Source organism: Knoellia sp. S7-12, from assembly GCF_040518285.1.
Taxonomy (GTDB): domain Bacteria; phylum Actinomycetota; class Actinomycetes; order Actinomycetales; family Dermatophilaceae; genus Knoellia.
In genome coordinates this window covers 3,211,391-3,227,400 of sequence record NZ_CP155449.1, presented here as the reverse complement: position 1 = coordinate 3,227,400, position 16,010 = coordinate 3,211,391, and the positions used below count along the sequence as shown (strand labels likewise).

Here is a 16,010-nt window from a genome sequence, read left to right as displayed (position 1 = left end):
TGCGGGTCAGCGCGAGTTGACCTTCGAGGCCGGGGCCGAGGCCGGGGACCCGGTCCTGCTTGCCGAGGCCTTGTCGGGAGCGATGCCCTTGCTGTCCGGTGCCTTGGTGAGTGCGCCGGGGGCCTCACTGGCCACGAGGCCCGTGTCGGCCGTGAAGACGCCCGTCTCCGGTGCGTACTCCTCGGTGTTGTAGAACTCGAACGTACCGACGACGTCAAGGATGACGTTCGTCGTTCCGACGGCGTTGTTCACCGAGAACTGTCGGGCGTCGGAGATGCCGGGCATGACCATGGCTGCCACGTTCTGACCCGGGTAGGGGTTCATCGAGCTGACCCCCGATTTGGGTGTGCCAGCCTCCCAGATGGTCAGCCATGTGTACTTCGTCGGCCCCACCGCCGTGAGGTTGCCCGACAACGAGGTGGTCCACGGTGTGCTCACTGAGGCCGCGCTCGCGGTCCCAGTCGCGCCCGCGCCGAGTGTTTTGAAGCCCAGGCTGGCGCGTGTGTCGACCACGCGCTTGGGGGTGGCGAGGGGCTTGAGGCGCGAACCGAATTCAACGCTGTTGTCGTCGAAGACGCCAACGACGTCGACGACGACATGAACCCGCTTTGAGGACGCATTGGCGATGCTGAAGGCCGGAACGCCCGTGCCCGCGGCGTTGCAGCTGTAGCACAGGCTGACCGGGACGACGGTCATGTTCGGGACGGTGCGACCAGCGGTGAAGTTCAGCGTCGACGTGTTGGGGACGGTGGTTGAGTTCAGGCCGTTCCACACGGTGAGGTGGCCGGGACCCTCGGGTGCCACCACCGTGACGTTGATGGCGAGCGCCTTCGTGCGGCGGTTGAAGTCGTCACCGAAGTCGGTCCAGAGGTCAAAGATCTCGTAACCGTTGACCTTGACATCCTTACGGCTGTCGTAGAGACGGTAAGGCTCGACCTGCTGGAAGGAGCCGTAGGCTCGTGGGTCGGACGACGTCCCTGCGAGGTTGCGGTAGTAGCCGACAACGTCGACGAGTACGTGGGTGGTGGCGCTCGTCAGGAGGCGGATCTTGCCGGCGTTCGCCCGGACGGTCACGAGGTTGGCGATGGTCTGGCCCTTGGAAAAGTTCATCGACGACGCCGTGGGTGCGGTCGTGCCGGCGGGGTAGGCCGTCAGATAGCCGCCAGTGTTGGGCGCGACGACCGTGATGTTGACAACGACGGTCGAGATGCCGGTGGAGGGCATGCCGTTGACGCCCAGGACTTGGAGGTCGCGGGGGGTGCCGGCGCGGAGCGGTACGTTCCCAGGCCGAGTGTCGAGGAACCGCTTCGCCGTGGCGAGCGGGGTGTAGGCGCCTTCGGGGCTCTGCAGGCCGAGTGCGGTGATCGAGACCGTGTCGAGGCGCTTGGCCTCGGCGTCACGAATTGAGAGCGCGATGTACTCGCCGCCTTCCTCGAGCGTACGGGGGACGACATCGACGTAGCAGGTTCCGCCAGCCGGGAGGGAAGCACCGTTGCAGGTGTTGGCCTTGACCACGACGGTGAGGTCGCCGGCCCAGAAGATGTCCTGAACCGTGGTTGCCTCGGGGGTCGTGAGGGTGACCCGCCGCAACGCGCCGTCCTGGCCCAGCCGCAGGCCGCCGACACGCTGGGCGCCTACGGTGCTGTTGAAGCGGAGCTCTGCAACGGTCTGGCCGGTTCCGGAGCAGTTGGCCTGGAGTGTGGCGGCCAACGAGGTGAGCCCGTCACCGTCGTAGGTGAACTCGTGGACGGTGACCCGCGAGGAAGCGCCGTCGGTGCAGCTGGCCCCGTTGTTCGTGATGCTCACCCCTAGTCGGCCGGCGGCATGGCCGGACTGGAAGGTGCCGACCTTGAACGTCTCGCCCGTGAAGGCGCTCAGCTGCACGGACATCGTGCCCGTGGCCCACGTTCGGCTCGAGCCGAACCCGGTGATCCCCGGCGTCTGGGTGGTGACGGAGGGCACGACCGCACCGGCGGGGGCGACGATGGTCAGCTCGTTGCGTGGTGCGACGGACAGCGTGGGTGCTGCTGCCGAGGCGGTGACGGGAGAGGTGGTCGCGCACACAGCCGCGACGAGAATGAGCGCGCCCAGAGACGACACGCGAGACCAGCGCTTCATGAATATATCCCCTTGGAATCAGACCACCCCCGCGCGATCGCACGTCGGTGCTGGGCGGACTGTATCCCGGGGCTGGGTGGCGTGTCACCGGTTCAGGGGATGAGGATCAACTTGCCTTGCGTGCGACGTCCTTCGAGATCGGCGTATGCCGTGGGTGCGTCACTCAGCGGGTAGCGCCCGCCGATGCTGACCTGCACCTCACCCGACGAGATCCACTCGAACAACTCGGTCGCGCGGGCGCGAAGCTCATCGGGCGTCGAGATGTAGGCGCCCAGACTCGGGCGGGTGACAAAGAGCGAGCCGAGCTTGTTGAGGCGCTGGAGGTCAAGAGGTGGGACCTGACCACTCGCCGCGCCATAGAGCACCATGAGCCCGCGTGGCCGCAGTGAGGCCAGCGAGGCCTCGAAGGTGTCCTTGCCGACTCCGTCATAGACCACGTCGACGCCCTGTCCGTCGGTGAGTTCTCTGACGGCTGCTGCGAGGTCGTCGACTTCGGCATAGTTGATGAGCTCGTCAGCGCCGCGCGCGCGGGCGGTCTCGAGCTTCTCGGTGGACCCGGCGGTGGCGATGACGCGCCCGCCGCGCTTCTTGATCATCTGGGTCAGGAGCTGGCCGACGCCCCCGGCGGCGGCATGGACGAGCGCCACGCAACCCTGCTGCACGCCATACGTGCTGGTGGAGAGGTAGTGCGCGGTGAGGCCCTGGAGCATCGCGGCGGCTGCGGTCTCGAGGTCGACGCCCGGCGGGACGTGGACGAGGTTCTTGGTGTCGACCGCGGCATAGGTCTGGGCCGATCCGAGTCCCTGGCCCCACGCGACACGGTCGCCGACGACGAAGCAACTGACGTCCTCGCCAACCCGGACGATCTCGCCGGCACCCTCGTTGCCACCCACGAACGGGGTGGGGATCGGATAGACGCCTTCGCGCTGATAGGTGTCGATGAAGTTCACGCCGGCGGCAGCCACCCGGACGAGGACCTGCTCGCTGCCGAGCTCCGGCAAGGGCTGGTCCCGGACCTCGAGAACATCGCCTCCACCGTGAGTGGTCACGACGAGGGCCGGAGCGGACTCGGGCAGTGCGGAACCAGAAGTCATCATCCGAGGCTAACCGTGACCTGCACTCGAAGTTCACGCGCGGTGCAGGTGGATCTCGGTTGCCTTCACCGAGAGCACGACGCGGTCGCCTCTTGCGAGCCGCAGGTCGGCCACGGCTGCTGGGGTGATGTCGGCGCTGAGGACGTCGGTGCGGACCCGCACCAGGTGCCCGTGGGGCTCGAGGTCGATGACCGTGGCGTCGAGGCTGTTGCGCGGGCTGCCGTGCGGGGCTTCGAGGTGGACGCTCACGGCCGAGGGCGCGACGACGGCCGCGACTGCCGCACCCTCGCTCAGTGATTCGTCACCCAGGGCGAAGTCCACGATGCCGTGGAGAAGGCGACCGTCCGGCATACGCAGGGCTCCGTCGACGGCGGTGCCGCGGATGAGATTGAGTCCGGCGAAGCGTGCCCCGAAGTCGCTCGTCGGGCGGCTGAGCACGCGAGCGGTCTCGCCCTCCTCGACGACTCGCCCGCCGTGGATGACGGCGACCCGGTCGGCGAGGAGGGCAGCGTCGAGGACGTCATGGGTCACGAGGACCGTCGTGCGGTCGTGGGTCACGCGTCGTAGGAGGTCACGCACGTCGGGTGCCACCTCGACGTCGAGGGCGGAGAGGGGTTCGTCGATGAGGAGTACGGCGGGTTCGGTGGCGAGAGCGCGGGCGATGGCGACCTTTTGGGCCTGGCCACCGGACAACTTGTGGGGCCGACGTTGTGCGTATGCCGCCATGCCAACCCTCTCGAGCCAGCTCGCCGCCCGCTCGGCGGCCACGCGACGTGAGGTGCCGGTCGCTCGGAGTCCGAAGGCGACGTTGTCGAGGGCGCTGAGGTGGGGGAAGAGGCGGGCGTCCTGGGCGAGGAGGGCGATGCCGCGGGCATGGGGTGGGACCCAGATGTGGGTGCTGCTCTCGGACTGGCCGGCATCGGACAGGACACGGTCTCCGAGCCGCACCGTGCCGGTGTCGGGGTGGATGAGGCCCGCGGCGGCGGCGAGGATCGTCGACTTGCCGGCACCGTTGGGGCCGAGGAGCGCGAGCGTCTCGCCCTCGTTGACGGTGACGTTGATGTCGACGTCGCGCTGATCGACGGTGATGTCGACCGAGAAGGCCGGGCTCATGAGGCGCCTGCCGCGAGGGAGTCGCGCCGAGCGCGGGTGAGGCCGATGACGAGAACGGCGACGGCGACGAGCACGAGCGAGAGTGCAACGGCAGCGCGTGGGTCGCCTTCGCGCTGCAGATAGATCTCGAGGGGGAGGGTGCGGGTTGTGCCCTGGAGGGACCCGGCGAAGGTGATGGTCGCGCCGAATTCTCCGAGGCAGCGAGCGAAAGCGAGGATCGTCCCGGAGACGAGTCCGGGCAGGGCGAGCGGGAGGGTGACTCGCCGGAAGACGGTGGTGGGGGCCGCGCCGAGGGTGGCGGCGACGTCCTCGTAGCGGGTGCCGACTGCCCGGAGTGCGCCTTCGAGGCTGAGCACGAGGAACGGCATCGCGACGAAGGTCTGGGCGATGATGACGGCGGTGGTCGAGAAGGCGATCTCGAGGCCGAGCACGTCGAGGGTGTCGCCGAGCAGGCCGCGTCGGCCGAACGCCTGGAGCAGCGCGATGCCGCCGACGACGGGTGGGAGGACGAGGGGGAGAAGGACGAGGGAGCGCAGAAGCGTGGCAGCAGTGCCGTTGGTCCGGGCCAGGACGACGGAGAGCGGGATGCCGAAGAGGAGACACAACACGGTGCTCACGGTGGCGGTCCGCAGGCTGAGCCAGAGCGCGGCGGTGGAGGCCTCGGACGTCACGAGCGGCCAGAAGTTGCCCCAGTCGACGGTCAGCGCCATCGCGAGGATCGGCACGGCCACGAGCAGTGACCCGAGCGCTGCAGGGACGAGGAGCCACCGGGGGATCGCCAGGTGAGTCCGTCGCGTCAATCGGGGCAGTCGGGTCTGCCAGGGCTGTCGGGTCACGGAGCGGCGAATCCGGCTGCCTGCAACACCTTCTGGCCCTCGGCGTTCGTGATGGCAGTGAGGAACTCGCCGGCCAGGGAGGCGTCCGTGGCATCCTTGAGGGGGGCGATCGGATAGATGTTGGTGGCCGACGTGGCCTCGGCAAAGTCGATGCCGGTGACCTCGGCGTCGGCTCCGGAGTTTTCAGTGGCGCGGACGTCGGTGACATAGACGAGTCCGGCGTCGGCCTCTCCGGAGCGGACCTTGCCGACCACGTCTGTGACCGACTGCTCCTCGCTCACGGGCTTGATGTCGATGCCGGCTGCCTTCTCCACAGAGATGGCTGCGGCGCCGCAGGGGACCGCCGGTGCGCAGAGGACGACCTTGGCTTCGCGCTTGGTGAGGTCGGTGAGGGACTGGATGCCGGCGCGGTTGTCCTTGGGCACGACGATCTGGAGCGTGTTCGAGACGAACGGGGTTGGCTCATCGGTGACGAGCCCGTCGGCGACGGCCTTCTTCATCGTCGACTCGTTCGCGGTGGCGAGGATGTCTGCGGGCGCTCCCTCGGAGAGCTGTGCGACGAGGCCCGAAGAGCCACCAAAACTGAACCGGACGGTGACGCCGGGGTGGGCCCGCTCGAACTCCTTGCCGATCTGCTCGAACGACTTCTGCAACGAGGCCGCGGCGAACACGGTCAGGGTCCGTGACGTGGCGGACGTCGAACTCGACTGTGCTGCAGGCGAATCCGTGCTGTCCTGCCCACCACTGCCGCCACCGCCACCGCACCCAGCCACGAGGAGAAGGCTGGCGACAGCGATGGCTGAGCGGACGGCATACGAGGTGGGTGTGGGTGTGATGCTCACGGGGTCTCCACGATGACGGTGGTCGACTTCACGACGGCGACGGCGACGGATCCGAGCTCGAGTTCGAGTTCGCGGACTGCCTCGCTCGACATCAGTGAGACGACCCGGAAGGGGCCGCACTGCAGCTCGACCTGGGCCATGACCTTGTCCATCGTGATGTCGGTGACCAGTCCGACGAAGCGGTTGCGGGCGGAGCGGCCGACGCTCGAGGGGTCGGCGACGGCGCGGGCCTGTTCGCGCGCAAGCAGTGCCACGGCGTGCCCGTCGACGACCTTGCGGCCGGCCTCGTCGGACTGCGCGTCGAGGGCGCCGCTGTCGACCCAGCGCCGGACGGTGTCGTCACTGACGCCGAGGAACGTCGCGGCTTCGGAGAGACGCATCTGCGGCATGTTGAACACCCTAACCCCGCATCTGCGGAGTTGTGGGCCAGTTGTGCAGGTTTCAGCGACGCAGGCTGATCAGGGTGGCGTCGAGCATCTGCGGGGTGAGGCGCTTGGTGTAGGTGTTGTGCGGGCTCACGTGATAGCAGCCGACGAGCCGGACGGGTGTGCCGCCGGGGGTGTGCAGGACGGACTCGGTGCCGTGGCCGAACTTGGGGCGTGGCTTGGGGACGGCCCAGCCGAGTGTTGTCGTTGCGGCGAGGACGCCCTTCCAGCCGATCTCGCCGAGGGTCATGATGACGCGCAGGCGATCGCCGAGGAGCTCGAGGTCGCGGCCCAGCCAGGTCGCGCACGTGGCCCTTTCCGTTGGCGTGGGCTTGTTCTCGGGCGGGGCGCAGCGCACGGCGGCAACGATGCGTATGCCGGTCAGCTCGAGGCCGTCGCCCGCACCGACCGAGGTGGGTTGGTTGGCGAATCCTGTGCGGTGGAGGGCGGCATACAGGAAGTCGCCGGAGGCGTCACCGGTGAACATCCGACCGGTCCGGTTGGTGCCGTTGGCGGCGGGTGCCAGTCCGACGATGAGGGCTGTGGCGTCGGGGTCGCCGAACGATGGCCCCGGTCGGCCCCAGTAGGGCTGGTCGGCGAACGATGCCCGACGGTCCTCTCTCGCAACGGTTTCGCGCCAGTCGACGAGTCGCGGGCAGGCTCGGCAGACGGTGACTCGGGCGTCGACCTCGGTGAGGGTCAGGGCGCTGGCCGCAAGGGTGGGGACGTCGTGGGCGCTGGCCGCGACGGGGGTTGCTGGGGTTGCGGGGTCGCCGGGCCAGCCGGAGCCCGGTGGGACGGGGGAGAGGAATGCCTCACCGGTGATCGGGTGCAGGTCGGGGCCGACGCGTGCCACCCCGTCGGTGCCCGTCACGGCTTGGCGCCGGCTTCCTCTGCTTCTTCCGCCTCGTCGGGCTCGGGTGGCGTGTCGGCACCCTCTCGCTTGTCACGATCGGCCCACTCGAGCAGGGGAGCGATGTCGAAGGCGTGCTTGTCGATGTCTGCGTGCAGGTCGCCGAGCTCGGCGTAGCGCTTCGGGACGGTGGCGATGGTGCAGTCCTGCGGGTCGACGTCATCGACCTCGTCCCAATGGATCGGGGTCGAGACGGTGCCGATCGTGTTGCCGCGCACCGAATAGGCGCTCGCGATGGTGTGGTCTCGGGCGTTCTGGTTGTAGTCGACGAAGACGGCTGCAGGGTCGCGGTCCTTGCGCCACCACGTGGTCGTGACGTCGTCGGGTGCGCGGCGTTCGACCTCGCGTGCAAAGGCCAGGGCCGCCCGGCGGACTTCCTTGAATCCGTGGTCGGGGGCGATGCGGACATAGACGTGGAGCCCGTGCCCGCCGCTCGTCTTCGGGAAGCCGGTGGCGCCGAGCTCGTCGAGCACCTCGTGGGTGACGTGGGCGACACGCCTCACCCGGTCGAACGGGGCGTCGGGCATCGGGTCGAGGTCGATGCGCCACTCGTCGGGCTGCTCGGTGTCTGCGCGGCGGCTGTTCCACGGGTGGAACTCGACGGTGCTCATCTGCACCGCCCAGATGATGTGGGCGAGGTCGGTGGGACACAGCTCGTCGGCGTGCAGCCCATATCGCGGGAAGTGCAGCCGCACGGTCTCGAGCCACGGCGGGGCACCTCGCGGGACGCGCTTCTGATGGACCTTGTTGCCGTCGACGCCGTCGGGGAAGCGGTGCAGCATCGTCGGCCGCTCCCGGAGCGCGTTGAGGATGCCGTCACCAACGGAGAGGTAGTAGTTGGCGAGGTCGAGCTTGGTCTCACCTCGCGCGGAGAAGTACACGCGCTCGGGGCTCGACAACTTCACGTCGTGGCCGGCGACGTCGAGGATCACGGGTTCGCCGAACTCACCCTTGCGAGAGGCCATGCACGACACCGTATGCCGTCCGCCCACCTTGCGTGGTCAGAGCAGGCCGGGCAGCCCGGTGATGGACGAGAAGAGCTGACAGAGCGCCAGGAGGGCGCAGAGTGAGGCAGCGAGGATCAGCAGGCGGTGGGGGGAGAGGGGCCAAGCCCCTCCCATCGGGAAGGAGTGCCACCACCAGGGCGCCCAAGGTCGCGCCCAACGGGACGAGGACGACACCCATGTAGACCAGAATTTGGGTGTCCGGGACGCTGCCGCCCTCGCCCGGGGACGAGAAGCTCCACAGCAGAGTGAGCACTGCACCGACGAGCGCACCCCAGCCGATCCAGGTGAAGGTGCTGCGCCCCTGGGGCTCCCCGGCCCTCGGTTGCGTCATGCTCGCCACCTTATGTCTGGACGAGAGCAGATGTGCGTGCCTCGAACCCGCCACTCAGAAGGGGATGGTTTCTGGTGGTCGGGGTGGGAAGTCGATGAGGATCTGGTCCCAGGGTCCGGTGCCGTGTTGGAGGGTGGTGTCGAAGTCGATGCGTGGGGGTGGTCCGCCGTAGGTGTTGCCGTTGATGTCGAAGCTGATGGGGTAGGTGCGGGGTTGGGCTTGGTCGGGGCCGCCGAGGAGTTCGATGAGTTCTTCTTCGAAGGTGGAGGGGATCTGGGTGGGGCCTGTGTTGGTGCGCGCGAAGGCGGTGGGGTCGCGGTGGGTGTGGCCGGCGGTGACGAGGTGGAGGTGGTCCACGGGCCAGGTGGTTTGGTGCAGTCCGGTGGGGTCGGTCCAGGTGGCGGTGGCGTCGGGGTGCAGTTTCACGGTCCACCCGTCGCGTTGCTTGATGCGGTGGTGACGCCGGCACAGGCAGATGAGGTTTGTGGGGGTGGTGAGGCCGGTCGGCCAGGGTTGGACGTGGTCGAGGTCGCACTGTCGGGCGGGGGTGGCGCAGCCGGGGAAGCGGCAGGATCCGTCGCGGAGTCGGATGAGTCGGGCCATGGCGTCGGGCACCCGGTAGGACTGGCTGAAGTCGACGGTGGCGGCCTTCGCGAAAGAGGGCTTGGCGTGGTCTTTGGCTCGTTCTCGGGCGCGGTGGGCCCTGCGGGCGCGAGCCTGGCCGCGGGCGAATGCTGGCGGGACGTCACCGTGTATGAGGGCACCGGTGTCGCTGTCACAGGTCAGTTCACGCTCGGGGTCGGAGGTGCCGGTGTTGTCGAGCCAGTCGCGGCGTACGAACGTCGTGCCCGGCGCACCCAACCCGCCGACCTCGACAAGGTCCTCCACCGCGCCGGTCGTCGCGGTGGAGGCCGCAGCCGTCGGGGGTGCCGTGGCGGGGTCAGCGGCTCCTGTCGCACCGGGCGCTGAGGCACCCGTGGGCTGCTCTTCAGTCGACGTGTCCGTGGTGTCGGCGTCGGCAGTGCTCGCGTCTGCGTCGGCGCTGTTGGCGGCGCGGGTGGCGTGGATGACGACCTTGACATCACTGTGTTCAAGGATGAGTTCCATCATCGCGTCGGCCCGAGCCAACTCAAGCGTGTCGGCGAGGCCTTCACGCACGAGTTGGCGGGCGCGTTCGGTGACGGCAGCCCACGCACCCCGGGCCTGTTCGACACCGAAGTCACCACGCCAGTGATCGGTGCCATGCACCCCCACCCGGCGGGTCAACCCGCGTCGGGCACGCTCGTCCTCAGCGTTCGCGGTCACCGCATCGGGGTCCACCTGTGCGGCGGTGCGTGCGAGCAGTTGGCGCAACGGCCCGACCGTCAACTGGCCCCACACGTCCTTGACCCGGTTAACGACCTCAGCAGCGGACTGCGGCGACAGGAACTCGGTCTCCTCCGTGACGGTGCGGGCCCGCTGCTCATCCAGGTCACCACTGGCCATCGCATCGACCACGGCCGGGGTGCGGGTCAGCTGCCGGATCGCATCCATGGTCCGGTTCGTCGCAACATGCACCGACACCCCCAACCGGGGAGCAGCCAACTCGGGACCATCCAGTCGTTGATAGCCCAACCCGTGATGCACCTCGGCGCTCGTGCCGTCCTCCTGCACGTGGCAATCGCGCGCCGACAGGTGCGCCAACGCCACCGCCTGCCGAGCCGACGCCGCATCCTTCTCACGCTGCGCCAACTCGATCACGTCCAGGAGCTCCTCGGAATCCAACTCAGAAGCAGAGGCGCGCAACGCGGCATACCGGCCCTCAAGGGCGGCGGTCGCGGCGGTGCTTTCCATGACCCAATGATAGTCGAACAGGAGTTCTAGAGTCAAGGCAAATGCCGCGAATTCCGTTCTGCTGCAGGCGAATACGCGTCAATGCCCAAACCGGCTCCTTCATCCAAGCATCTGACTCTGACACGGCTCTCGCGAGTAGTTGACATTCCTAAATAGATCGGTGAACCATCTAGCCATGGGGAAGGCCAAAGTGCGCGAGGACCGGCAGAGCCAGTGGCTCAAAGGTGTCCTCGACCTTGCCGTGCTCGCGGCCCTGTCGCGCGAGACGTCGGCCTACGGCTATACGCTCATGGCCAGCCTTGCCGAGTTCGGTTTCGAGGGGATCAAGGGCGGCACGATCTACCCGTTGCTCGGGAGGCTCGAGGAGGACGGTCTCGTCAAGAGCGAGTGGGTCACCGGGCAGGCCGGACCCCCGCGGAAGTACTTCTGGCTGACCCCGAGAGGACGGGCCGAGCTCGACGCCGGCCGTAAGGGATGGAACACCTTCGCCTCGTCGATGACCACGGCTCTGAGGGGATGACATGAGTACTTCCAGATTGGACTACATCCGCGAGCTCAGCGAACAACTGCGCATCAACGGCGCACCCGAGGCCGAGGTCCGCGACATCGTTGCGCAGGTCGAGGATCATGTGGCCGCAACAGGAGAAGACCCGGTAAGCGCGTTCGGCCAGCCGGTCGACTACGCGCGGCAATGGCGTCCCCTGTCTCGTCGTCGTTGGGCCGGGCAGGTCCTGCTGTGGACGCTGCCCGCCGCGGGCGTCGCCAGCGGTGTTACGGCACTGCTCGCTGAGCAGCGGTGGGGCGAGAGCGTTCCCCTCAACGGCTCTGATGTGGCCCGCTTCGTCACCATCTTCTGCGTGGTCGGTCTGATGCCGTGGACGGTAGGACTGTTCGAGAGTCGTCGTCGCGCCTCCCGGCTCGGTGAGAGCACGCGCCTGTCGCCATGGCCGCTTCGGTTCGCGGTCATTGGCGTGTTCGCTGTCGTCGTAGGCCTGCTCGCGTGGGCCATGGAGGCGTGGGGTGCGTCCTCGGTCCTTGCCGAAGTGCCGCGATGGCTCCTTGCCGTGCTCGGGGTGGTGGGCCTTGGGGCCGGATTCCTCACGGGGCCTTCGCCCAACAGCTCGGGCCACGCTCCCGCGCCGCCGTGGGCGCCGCGGGAAGCATGGAAAACCCGCGTGCGGCGAGCCTTCATCAACCGTTAGCCTTGTCCGCATCATGAAGAACTGATCCAGCGACCCGCCCGCGCCAGAGGCCACTCGCCCGCGTGCGCATCCGAACCACCCCCGCTGGAGTCACATGTCTCATCCCCTCGTCGTCCGCGACGTCTCCCACGGCTACGAAGGCCGCGCCGTCCTCGATGCCATCGACCTCACCGTCGCCCCCGGTCAACGAGTCGGTGTCATCGGTGAGAACGGTTCGGGCAAGTCGACGCTCATCCGCCTCGCGGCCGGCATCGAGCAGCCGGACCACGGCACGATCACCAGACCCGATGACCTCGGTTACCTCGCACAGGACAGCGGCCTCGATCCGCACGACACCGTCGGCGACGTCCTCTCCCAGGCCCTTGCGCCACTCCACGGTGCGGTCGCACAGCTCGAGAATCTCGCCGGCGACCTCACCAATCCCGTTGCGGCACAGACCTATGACGACGTCCTGATGTGGGCGACGTTCCACGACGCCTGGGATGCCGACCGCCGCGCCGAGGTCTCCGCGCAACGTCTCGGCCTCGAGGCCATCGACCGCACCCACACCGTCAGTGAACTCAGCGGAGGGCAGCGCAGTCGCCTCGCCCTCGCCGCCCTCCTCACGAGGCGCCCAGAATGCCTCGTCCTCGACGAACCCACCAACCACCTCGACGACCAAGCGCTCGAATACCTCGAGTCCGAGCTCAACCACCTCCCGGGTGCCGTCCTCGTCGCAAGCCACGACCGCACCTTCCTCGACACCGTCTGCACCGCCGTCGTCGACCTCGACCCCAGCCACTTCGGGACGGACGGCGAAGGCGGGCGACGCTTCACCGGCAACTACACGGCATACCTGACATTTCGTCGCGACTCCCAGCGACGCTGGGAGGAGGCGTATGCCGCCCAGCAGGACGAGCTTGCCGACCTGCGGACTGCGGCCCGCACGACGACGAGCGACGTCGCGCACAACCGGGCACCGCGCGACAACGACAAGTTCATCCACGCCTTCAAGGGGGCGCGGGTCCAGAAGTCGGCAAGCCGTCGCAGTCGTGACGCCCAGCAGCGCATCGAGGTCCACGAGCGTGCCCAAGTGCCCAAGCCGCGTCCACCGCTGCGGTTCGCTGCGGAGTTCACCGCCGCGTCCGCCGCCTCCGCCGCCTCCGCCGGCTCGGTCCGGGTCCGCGACCTCGTCGTCGATGGACGGGTTCACCTGCCGCGCCTCGATGTGGCGACGGGGGAGCACGTCCTCGTCGAGGGGGCGAACGGCTCCGGCAAGTCCACCCTCCTCAAGGTTCTGGCAGGGCGGATCACCCCCGACGCAGGTGACGTGCAGGTGTCCGCGCGGCGCGTCGGCCTCCTCACCCAGGACGTCGACTTCCCTGAACCGGGGGCAACCGTGCGAGCGACCTTCCGCGCGACCGGCTCGGAGCTCCTCCTCGGCGAGCTCGGCCTCATTCACCCCCGCGACGTCGACCGGCCCGTCGGGCTCCTCAGCGAAGGTCAGCAACGTCGCCTTGCCCTCGCCGTCGTCATCGGTGAGCAGCCCGAGGTCCTGCTGCTCGACGAGCCGACCAACCACCTGTCACTCGCGCTGGTCGAGGAGGTCGAGGCAGCTCTGGCCCGCACGCCCGTCACCGTCATCGTCGCGAGTCACGACCGTTGGCTGCGCGAGGGGTGGGCCGGTCCGCGCCTTCTCCTGAAGTGACAGCTGCCGACTGTGGACGAAGCAAGGTCTGTGGGTGCCACGACGTAGGGTTGGCGCTGAGATGAGCACCCTTTTTGATGGCCTGAACTTTGGCGAACCCCAGCCCGCCAAGGACCCCCAGACGACCCACCGCACGCCCCCGGCCACGACCCACGAGAGCGCCGACGCCGCGCTGGTCAACGCCGCAGGCGTCCCCTCGTGGGCGATGTCTGACCGTGAGACGCCGCCAGAGCCCGCTTGGGGCGGGACGCCCGCCCAGGACCCCGAAACCCTGCTCGAGGGCCTCAACCAGGAGCAGCGCGAAGCCGTCCTCCATGCTGGCGGTCCGCTCCTCATCATCGCCGGAGCAGGCTCGGGCAAGACCCGCGTCCTCGCGCACCGGATCGGCTATCTCCTCGCCGCCCGGGGCGTGCAGCCCGGCCAGATCCTCGCGATCACCTTCACCAACAAGGCCGCCGCAGAGATGCGTGAGCGGGTCGCAGACCTCGTGGGCCCCCGGGCCAGGGCGATGTGGGTCCTGACCTTCCACAGTGCCTGCGTGCGGATCCTGCGCCGCGAGGCCGACAAGGTCGGGATGAAGTCGACGTTCTCGATCTACGACGCGGCTGACTCCCAGCGCCTCATGTCGATGGTCATCCGCGACATGGACCTCGACCCCAAGCGCTACAACCCGCGCACGTTCACCCACCAGGTGAGCAACCTCAAGAACGAGCTGATCGACGAAGAGACGTATGCCGCCCGCGTGGGCTCCGAGCCCAGCGCCGAGAACCCGGGTGGCACCCATACCGAACGGCTGCTCGCCGACGCCTACACGGCATACCAACGTCGTCTGCGTCAGGCCAACGCGCTCGACTTCGACGACATCATCATGCTCACGGTCCACATGCTGCAGGCGTTCCCGGACGTGGCAGAGCACTACCGCCGCCGATTCCGGCACGTCATGGTCGACGAGTACCAGGACACCAACCACGCGCAGTACCAACTGATTCGTGAGCTCGTGGGTCACGGTGGAGCACGGGGAGAACACGCCGTCGAGCCCAGTGAACTTGTGGTCGTCGGTGACGCGGACCAGTCGATCTATGCGTTTCGAGGGGCAACGATCCGCAACATCGTCGAGTTCGAGGAGGACTACCCGGACGCCCGGACGATCCTGCTCGAGCGCAACTACCGCTCGACCCAGACGATCCTCACCGCGGCCAACGCGGTCATCTCGCGCAACGAGTCGCGACGCAAGAAGAACCTGTGGACCGACTCCGGCGCAGGTGCTCCGATTGTCGGCTACGTCGGTGACAACGAGCACGACGAGGCCTCGTTCGTGGCGCGCTCCATCGACAAACTGGGTGACGAGCACGGGGTGAAGCCCGGCGACGTCGCGGTTTTCTATCGCACCAACGCGCAGTCACGTGCCCTCGAAGAGGTCTTCGTCCGCGTCGGCCTGCCGTACAAAGTCGTCGGCGGCACCCGGTTCTATGAGCGCCGCGAGGTCAAGGACGCGCTCGCCTACCTGCGCGTGCTGTCCAACCCGGCCGACACGGTCAACCTGCGCCGCATCCTCAACGTGCCCAAGCGCGGCATCGGCGATCGGGCCGAAGCCGTCGTTGCCGCACTGGCGGAGCGCGAGCGCATCTCCTTCGTCGAGGCCCTGGGGCGTCCCGAGGACGCCCCCGGCATCGCCACCCGCTCGATCGCGTGCATCAAGGGGTTCACCGCGCTGCTTGAGGACCTGGGCAGGGTCCGCGATGACGATGACGCCGGGGTCTCTGACCTGCTCGAGGCTATCGTCGAGAAGTCCGGCTACCTGGCTGAGCTGCGTGCCAGCCATGACCCGCAGGACGAGACCCGCATCGAGAACCTCGCCGAGCTCGTCGCCGTGGCCCGCGAGTTCGATGAGGCCCGCGCCCAGACCGGTGAGGTCAACAGCCTTGAGGACTTCCTCGAGCGTGTCTCGCTCGTCGCCGACGCGGATGAGATCCCCGACTCGGCTGAGGCTGAGGAGCAGGGCGTCGTCACCCTCATGACTCTGCACACGGCCAAGGGGCTCGAGTTCCCTGTCGTGTTCCTCACCGGCATGGAGGATGGCACGTTCCCGCACCTGCGTTCGCTCGCTGACCCCAAGGAGCTCGAAGAGGAGCGGCGTCTCGCCTACGTCGGCATCACCCGGGCGCGCGAGCGGCTTCATCTGTCGCGGGCCGCGGTCCGGTCGGCGTGGGGTGCGCCGCAATACAACCCACCGAGCCGGTTCCTCGACGAGATCCCCGCCGAGCTCCTCTCGTGGGAGCGCGAGCTGAGCGGTGCCGCCGCCATCGGACACCGCGGCCAGCGCCCGGCCGTCGCGTCGCTCGCGGCCCGGCCCGGGGTGCGTTCGCCCGGCAACCGCCCGATCATCGCGTTGTCAGCTGGTGACAAGGTCACCCACGACTCGTTCGGTATGGGCAGTGTCGTCCGCACCATGGGTGAAGGCGACAAGACGCAGGCCGAGGTCGACTTCGGTGGCGAGACCGGCGTCAAGCGCTTCCTCTTGCGCTTCGCCCCACTCGAAAAGCTCTGACAGCCACGCGGCATACCCCGAGTTGAACGACACGTCGCATTGAACGACGAAGGGCGGCACC

The 16,010-nt window shown here is 68.3% G+C and carries 14 protein-coding genes; 4 read left to right on the top strand and 10 right to left on the bottom strand.

What is annotated here, in order from left to right:
• Positions 1 to 6: 6 nt before the first annotated feature.
• The 10 genes from V6K52_RS15515 to V6K52_RS15470 all read right to left on the bottom strand — a co-directional run bounded on the left by V6K52_RS15515 (position 7) and on the right by V6K52_RS15470 (position 10,512).
• Entirely contained in the window at positions 7 to 2,118 is a 2,112-nt protein-coding gene (locus V6K52_RS15515; RefSeq protein ID WP_353951021.1) for a hypothetical protein, read from the bottom strand.
• A gap of 92 nt (positions 2,119 to 2,210) precedes the next feature.
• Complete coding sequence (locus V6K52_RS15510; protein WP_353951020.1) at positions 2,211 to 3,212, bottom strand: quinone oxidoreductase; 1,002 nt, start codon at positions 3,210 to 3,212, stop codon at positions 2,211 to 2,213.
• Between the two features lie 33 nt (positions 3,213 to 3,245).
• Complete coding sequence (locus V6K52_RS15505; protein WP_353951019.1) at positions 3,246 to 4,325, bottom strand: ABC transporter ATP-binding protein; 1,080 nt, start codon at positions 4,323 to 4,325, stop codon at positions 3,246 to 3,248.
• Complete coding sequence (locus tag V6K52_RS15500; RefSeq protein ID WP_353951018.1) at positions 4,322 to 5,161, bottom strand: ABC transporter permease; 840 nt, start codon at positions 5,159 to 5,161, stop codon at positions 4,322 to 4,324. Before V6K52_RS15500 ends, V6K52_RS15505 begins: the two co-directional genes overlap by 4 nt.
• On the bottom strand, positions 5,158 to 6,003 hold the full coding sequence (modA, locus tag V6K52_RS15495) for a molybdate ABC transporter substrate-binding protein (protein WP_353951017.1): 846 nt from the start codon (positions 6,001 to 6,003) through the stop codon (positions 5,158 to 5,160). The genes V6K52_RS15500 and modA overlap by 4 nt, the downstream gene beginning before the upstream one ends.
• A complete protein-coding gene (locus V6K52_RS15490; RefSeq protein WP_353951016.1) occupies positions 6,000 to 6,392 on the bottom strand; it encodes a TOBE domain-containing protein in 393 nt (130 codons plus the stop codon). Before V6K52_RS15490 ends, modA begins: the two co-directional genes overlap by 4 nt.
• 52 nt (positions 6,393 to 6,444) lie before the next feature.
• On the bottom strand, positions 6,445 to 7,302 hold the full coding sequence (locus V6K52_RS15485) for a uracil-DNA glycosylase (RefSeq protein WP_353951015.1): 858 nt from the start codon (positions 7,300 to 7,302) through the stop codon (positions 6,445 to 6,447).
• The gene (gene ligD, locus V6K52_RS15480; RefSeq protein WP_353951014.1) at positions 7,299 to 8,306 is read right to left on the bottom strand and encodes a non-homologous end-joining DNA ligase; all 1,008 of its coding nucleotides are present in this window, start codon (positions 8,304 to 8,306) and stop codon (positions 7,299 to 7,301) included. Before ligD ends, V6K52_RS15485 begins: the two co-directional genes overlap by 4 nt.
• Complete coding sequence (locus V6K52_RS15475; protein WP_353951013.1) at positions 8,287 to 8,679, bottom strand: hypothetical protein; 393 nt, start codon at positions 8,677 to 8,679, stop codon at positions 8,287 to 8,289. The genes ligD and V6K52_RS15475 overlap by 20 nt, the downstream gene beginning before the upstream one ends.
• Before the next feature lie 54 nt (positions 8,680 to 8,733).
• Complete coding sequence (locus tag V6K52_RS15470) at positions 8,734 to 10,512, bottom strand: DUF222 domain-containing protein (protein WP_353951012.1); 1,779 nt, start codon at positions 10,510 to 10,512, stop codon at positions 8,734 to 8,736.
• Positions 10,513 to 10,687: 175 nt separating this feature from the next.
• Between V6K52_RS15470 and V6K52_RS15465 the strand changes: the two genes are divergently transcribed.
• The 4 genes from V6K52_RS15465 (at position 10,688) to pcrA (ending at position 15,949) form a co-directional block, all read left to right on the top strand.
• Positions 10,688 to 11,032: a PadR family transcriptional regulator gene (locus V6K52_RS15465; RefSeq protein ID WP_353951011.1), complete on the top strand. Its 345-nt coding sequence runs from the start codon at positions 10,688 to 10,690 to the stop codon at positions 11,030 to 11,032.
• Between the two features lies 1 nt (position 11,033).
• Positions 11,034 to 11,714: a hypothetical protein gene (locus V6K52_RS15460; RefSeq protein WP_353951010.1), complete on the top strand. Its 681-nt coding sequence runs from the start codon at positions 11,034 to 11,036 to the stop codon at positions 11,712 to 11,714.
• Between the two features lie 94 nt (positions 11,715 to 11,808).
• The gene (locus V6K52_RS15455) at positions 11,809 to 13,401 is read left to right on the top strand and encodes an ABC-F family ATP-binding cassette domain-containing protein (protein WP_353951009.1); all 1,593 of its coding nucleotides are present in this window, start codon (positions 11,809 to 11,811) and stop codon (positions 13,399 to 13,401) included.
• Between the two features lie 61 nt (positions 13,402 to 13,462).
• Positions 13,463 to 15,949, top strand: a complete 2,487-nt coding sequence (pcrA, locus tag V6K52_RS15450) for a DNA helicase PcrA (protein WP_353951008.1) — start codon at positions 13,463 to 13,465, stop codon at positions 15,947 to 15,949.
• Positions 15,950 to 16,010: the final 61 nt, after the last annotated feature.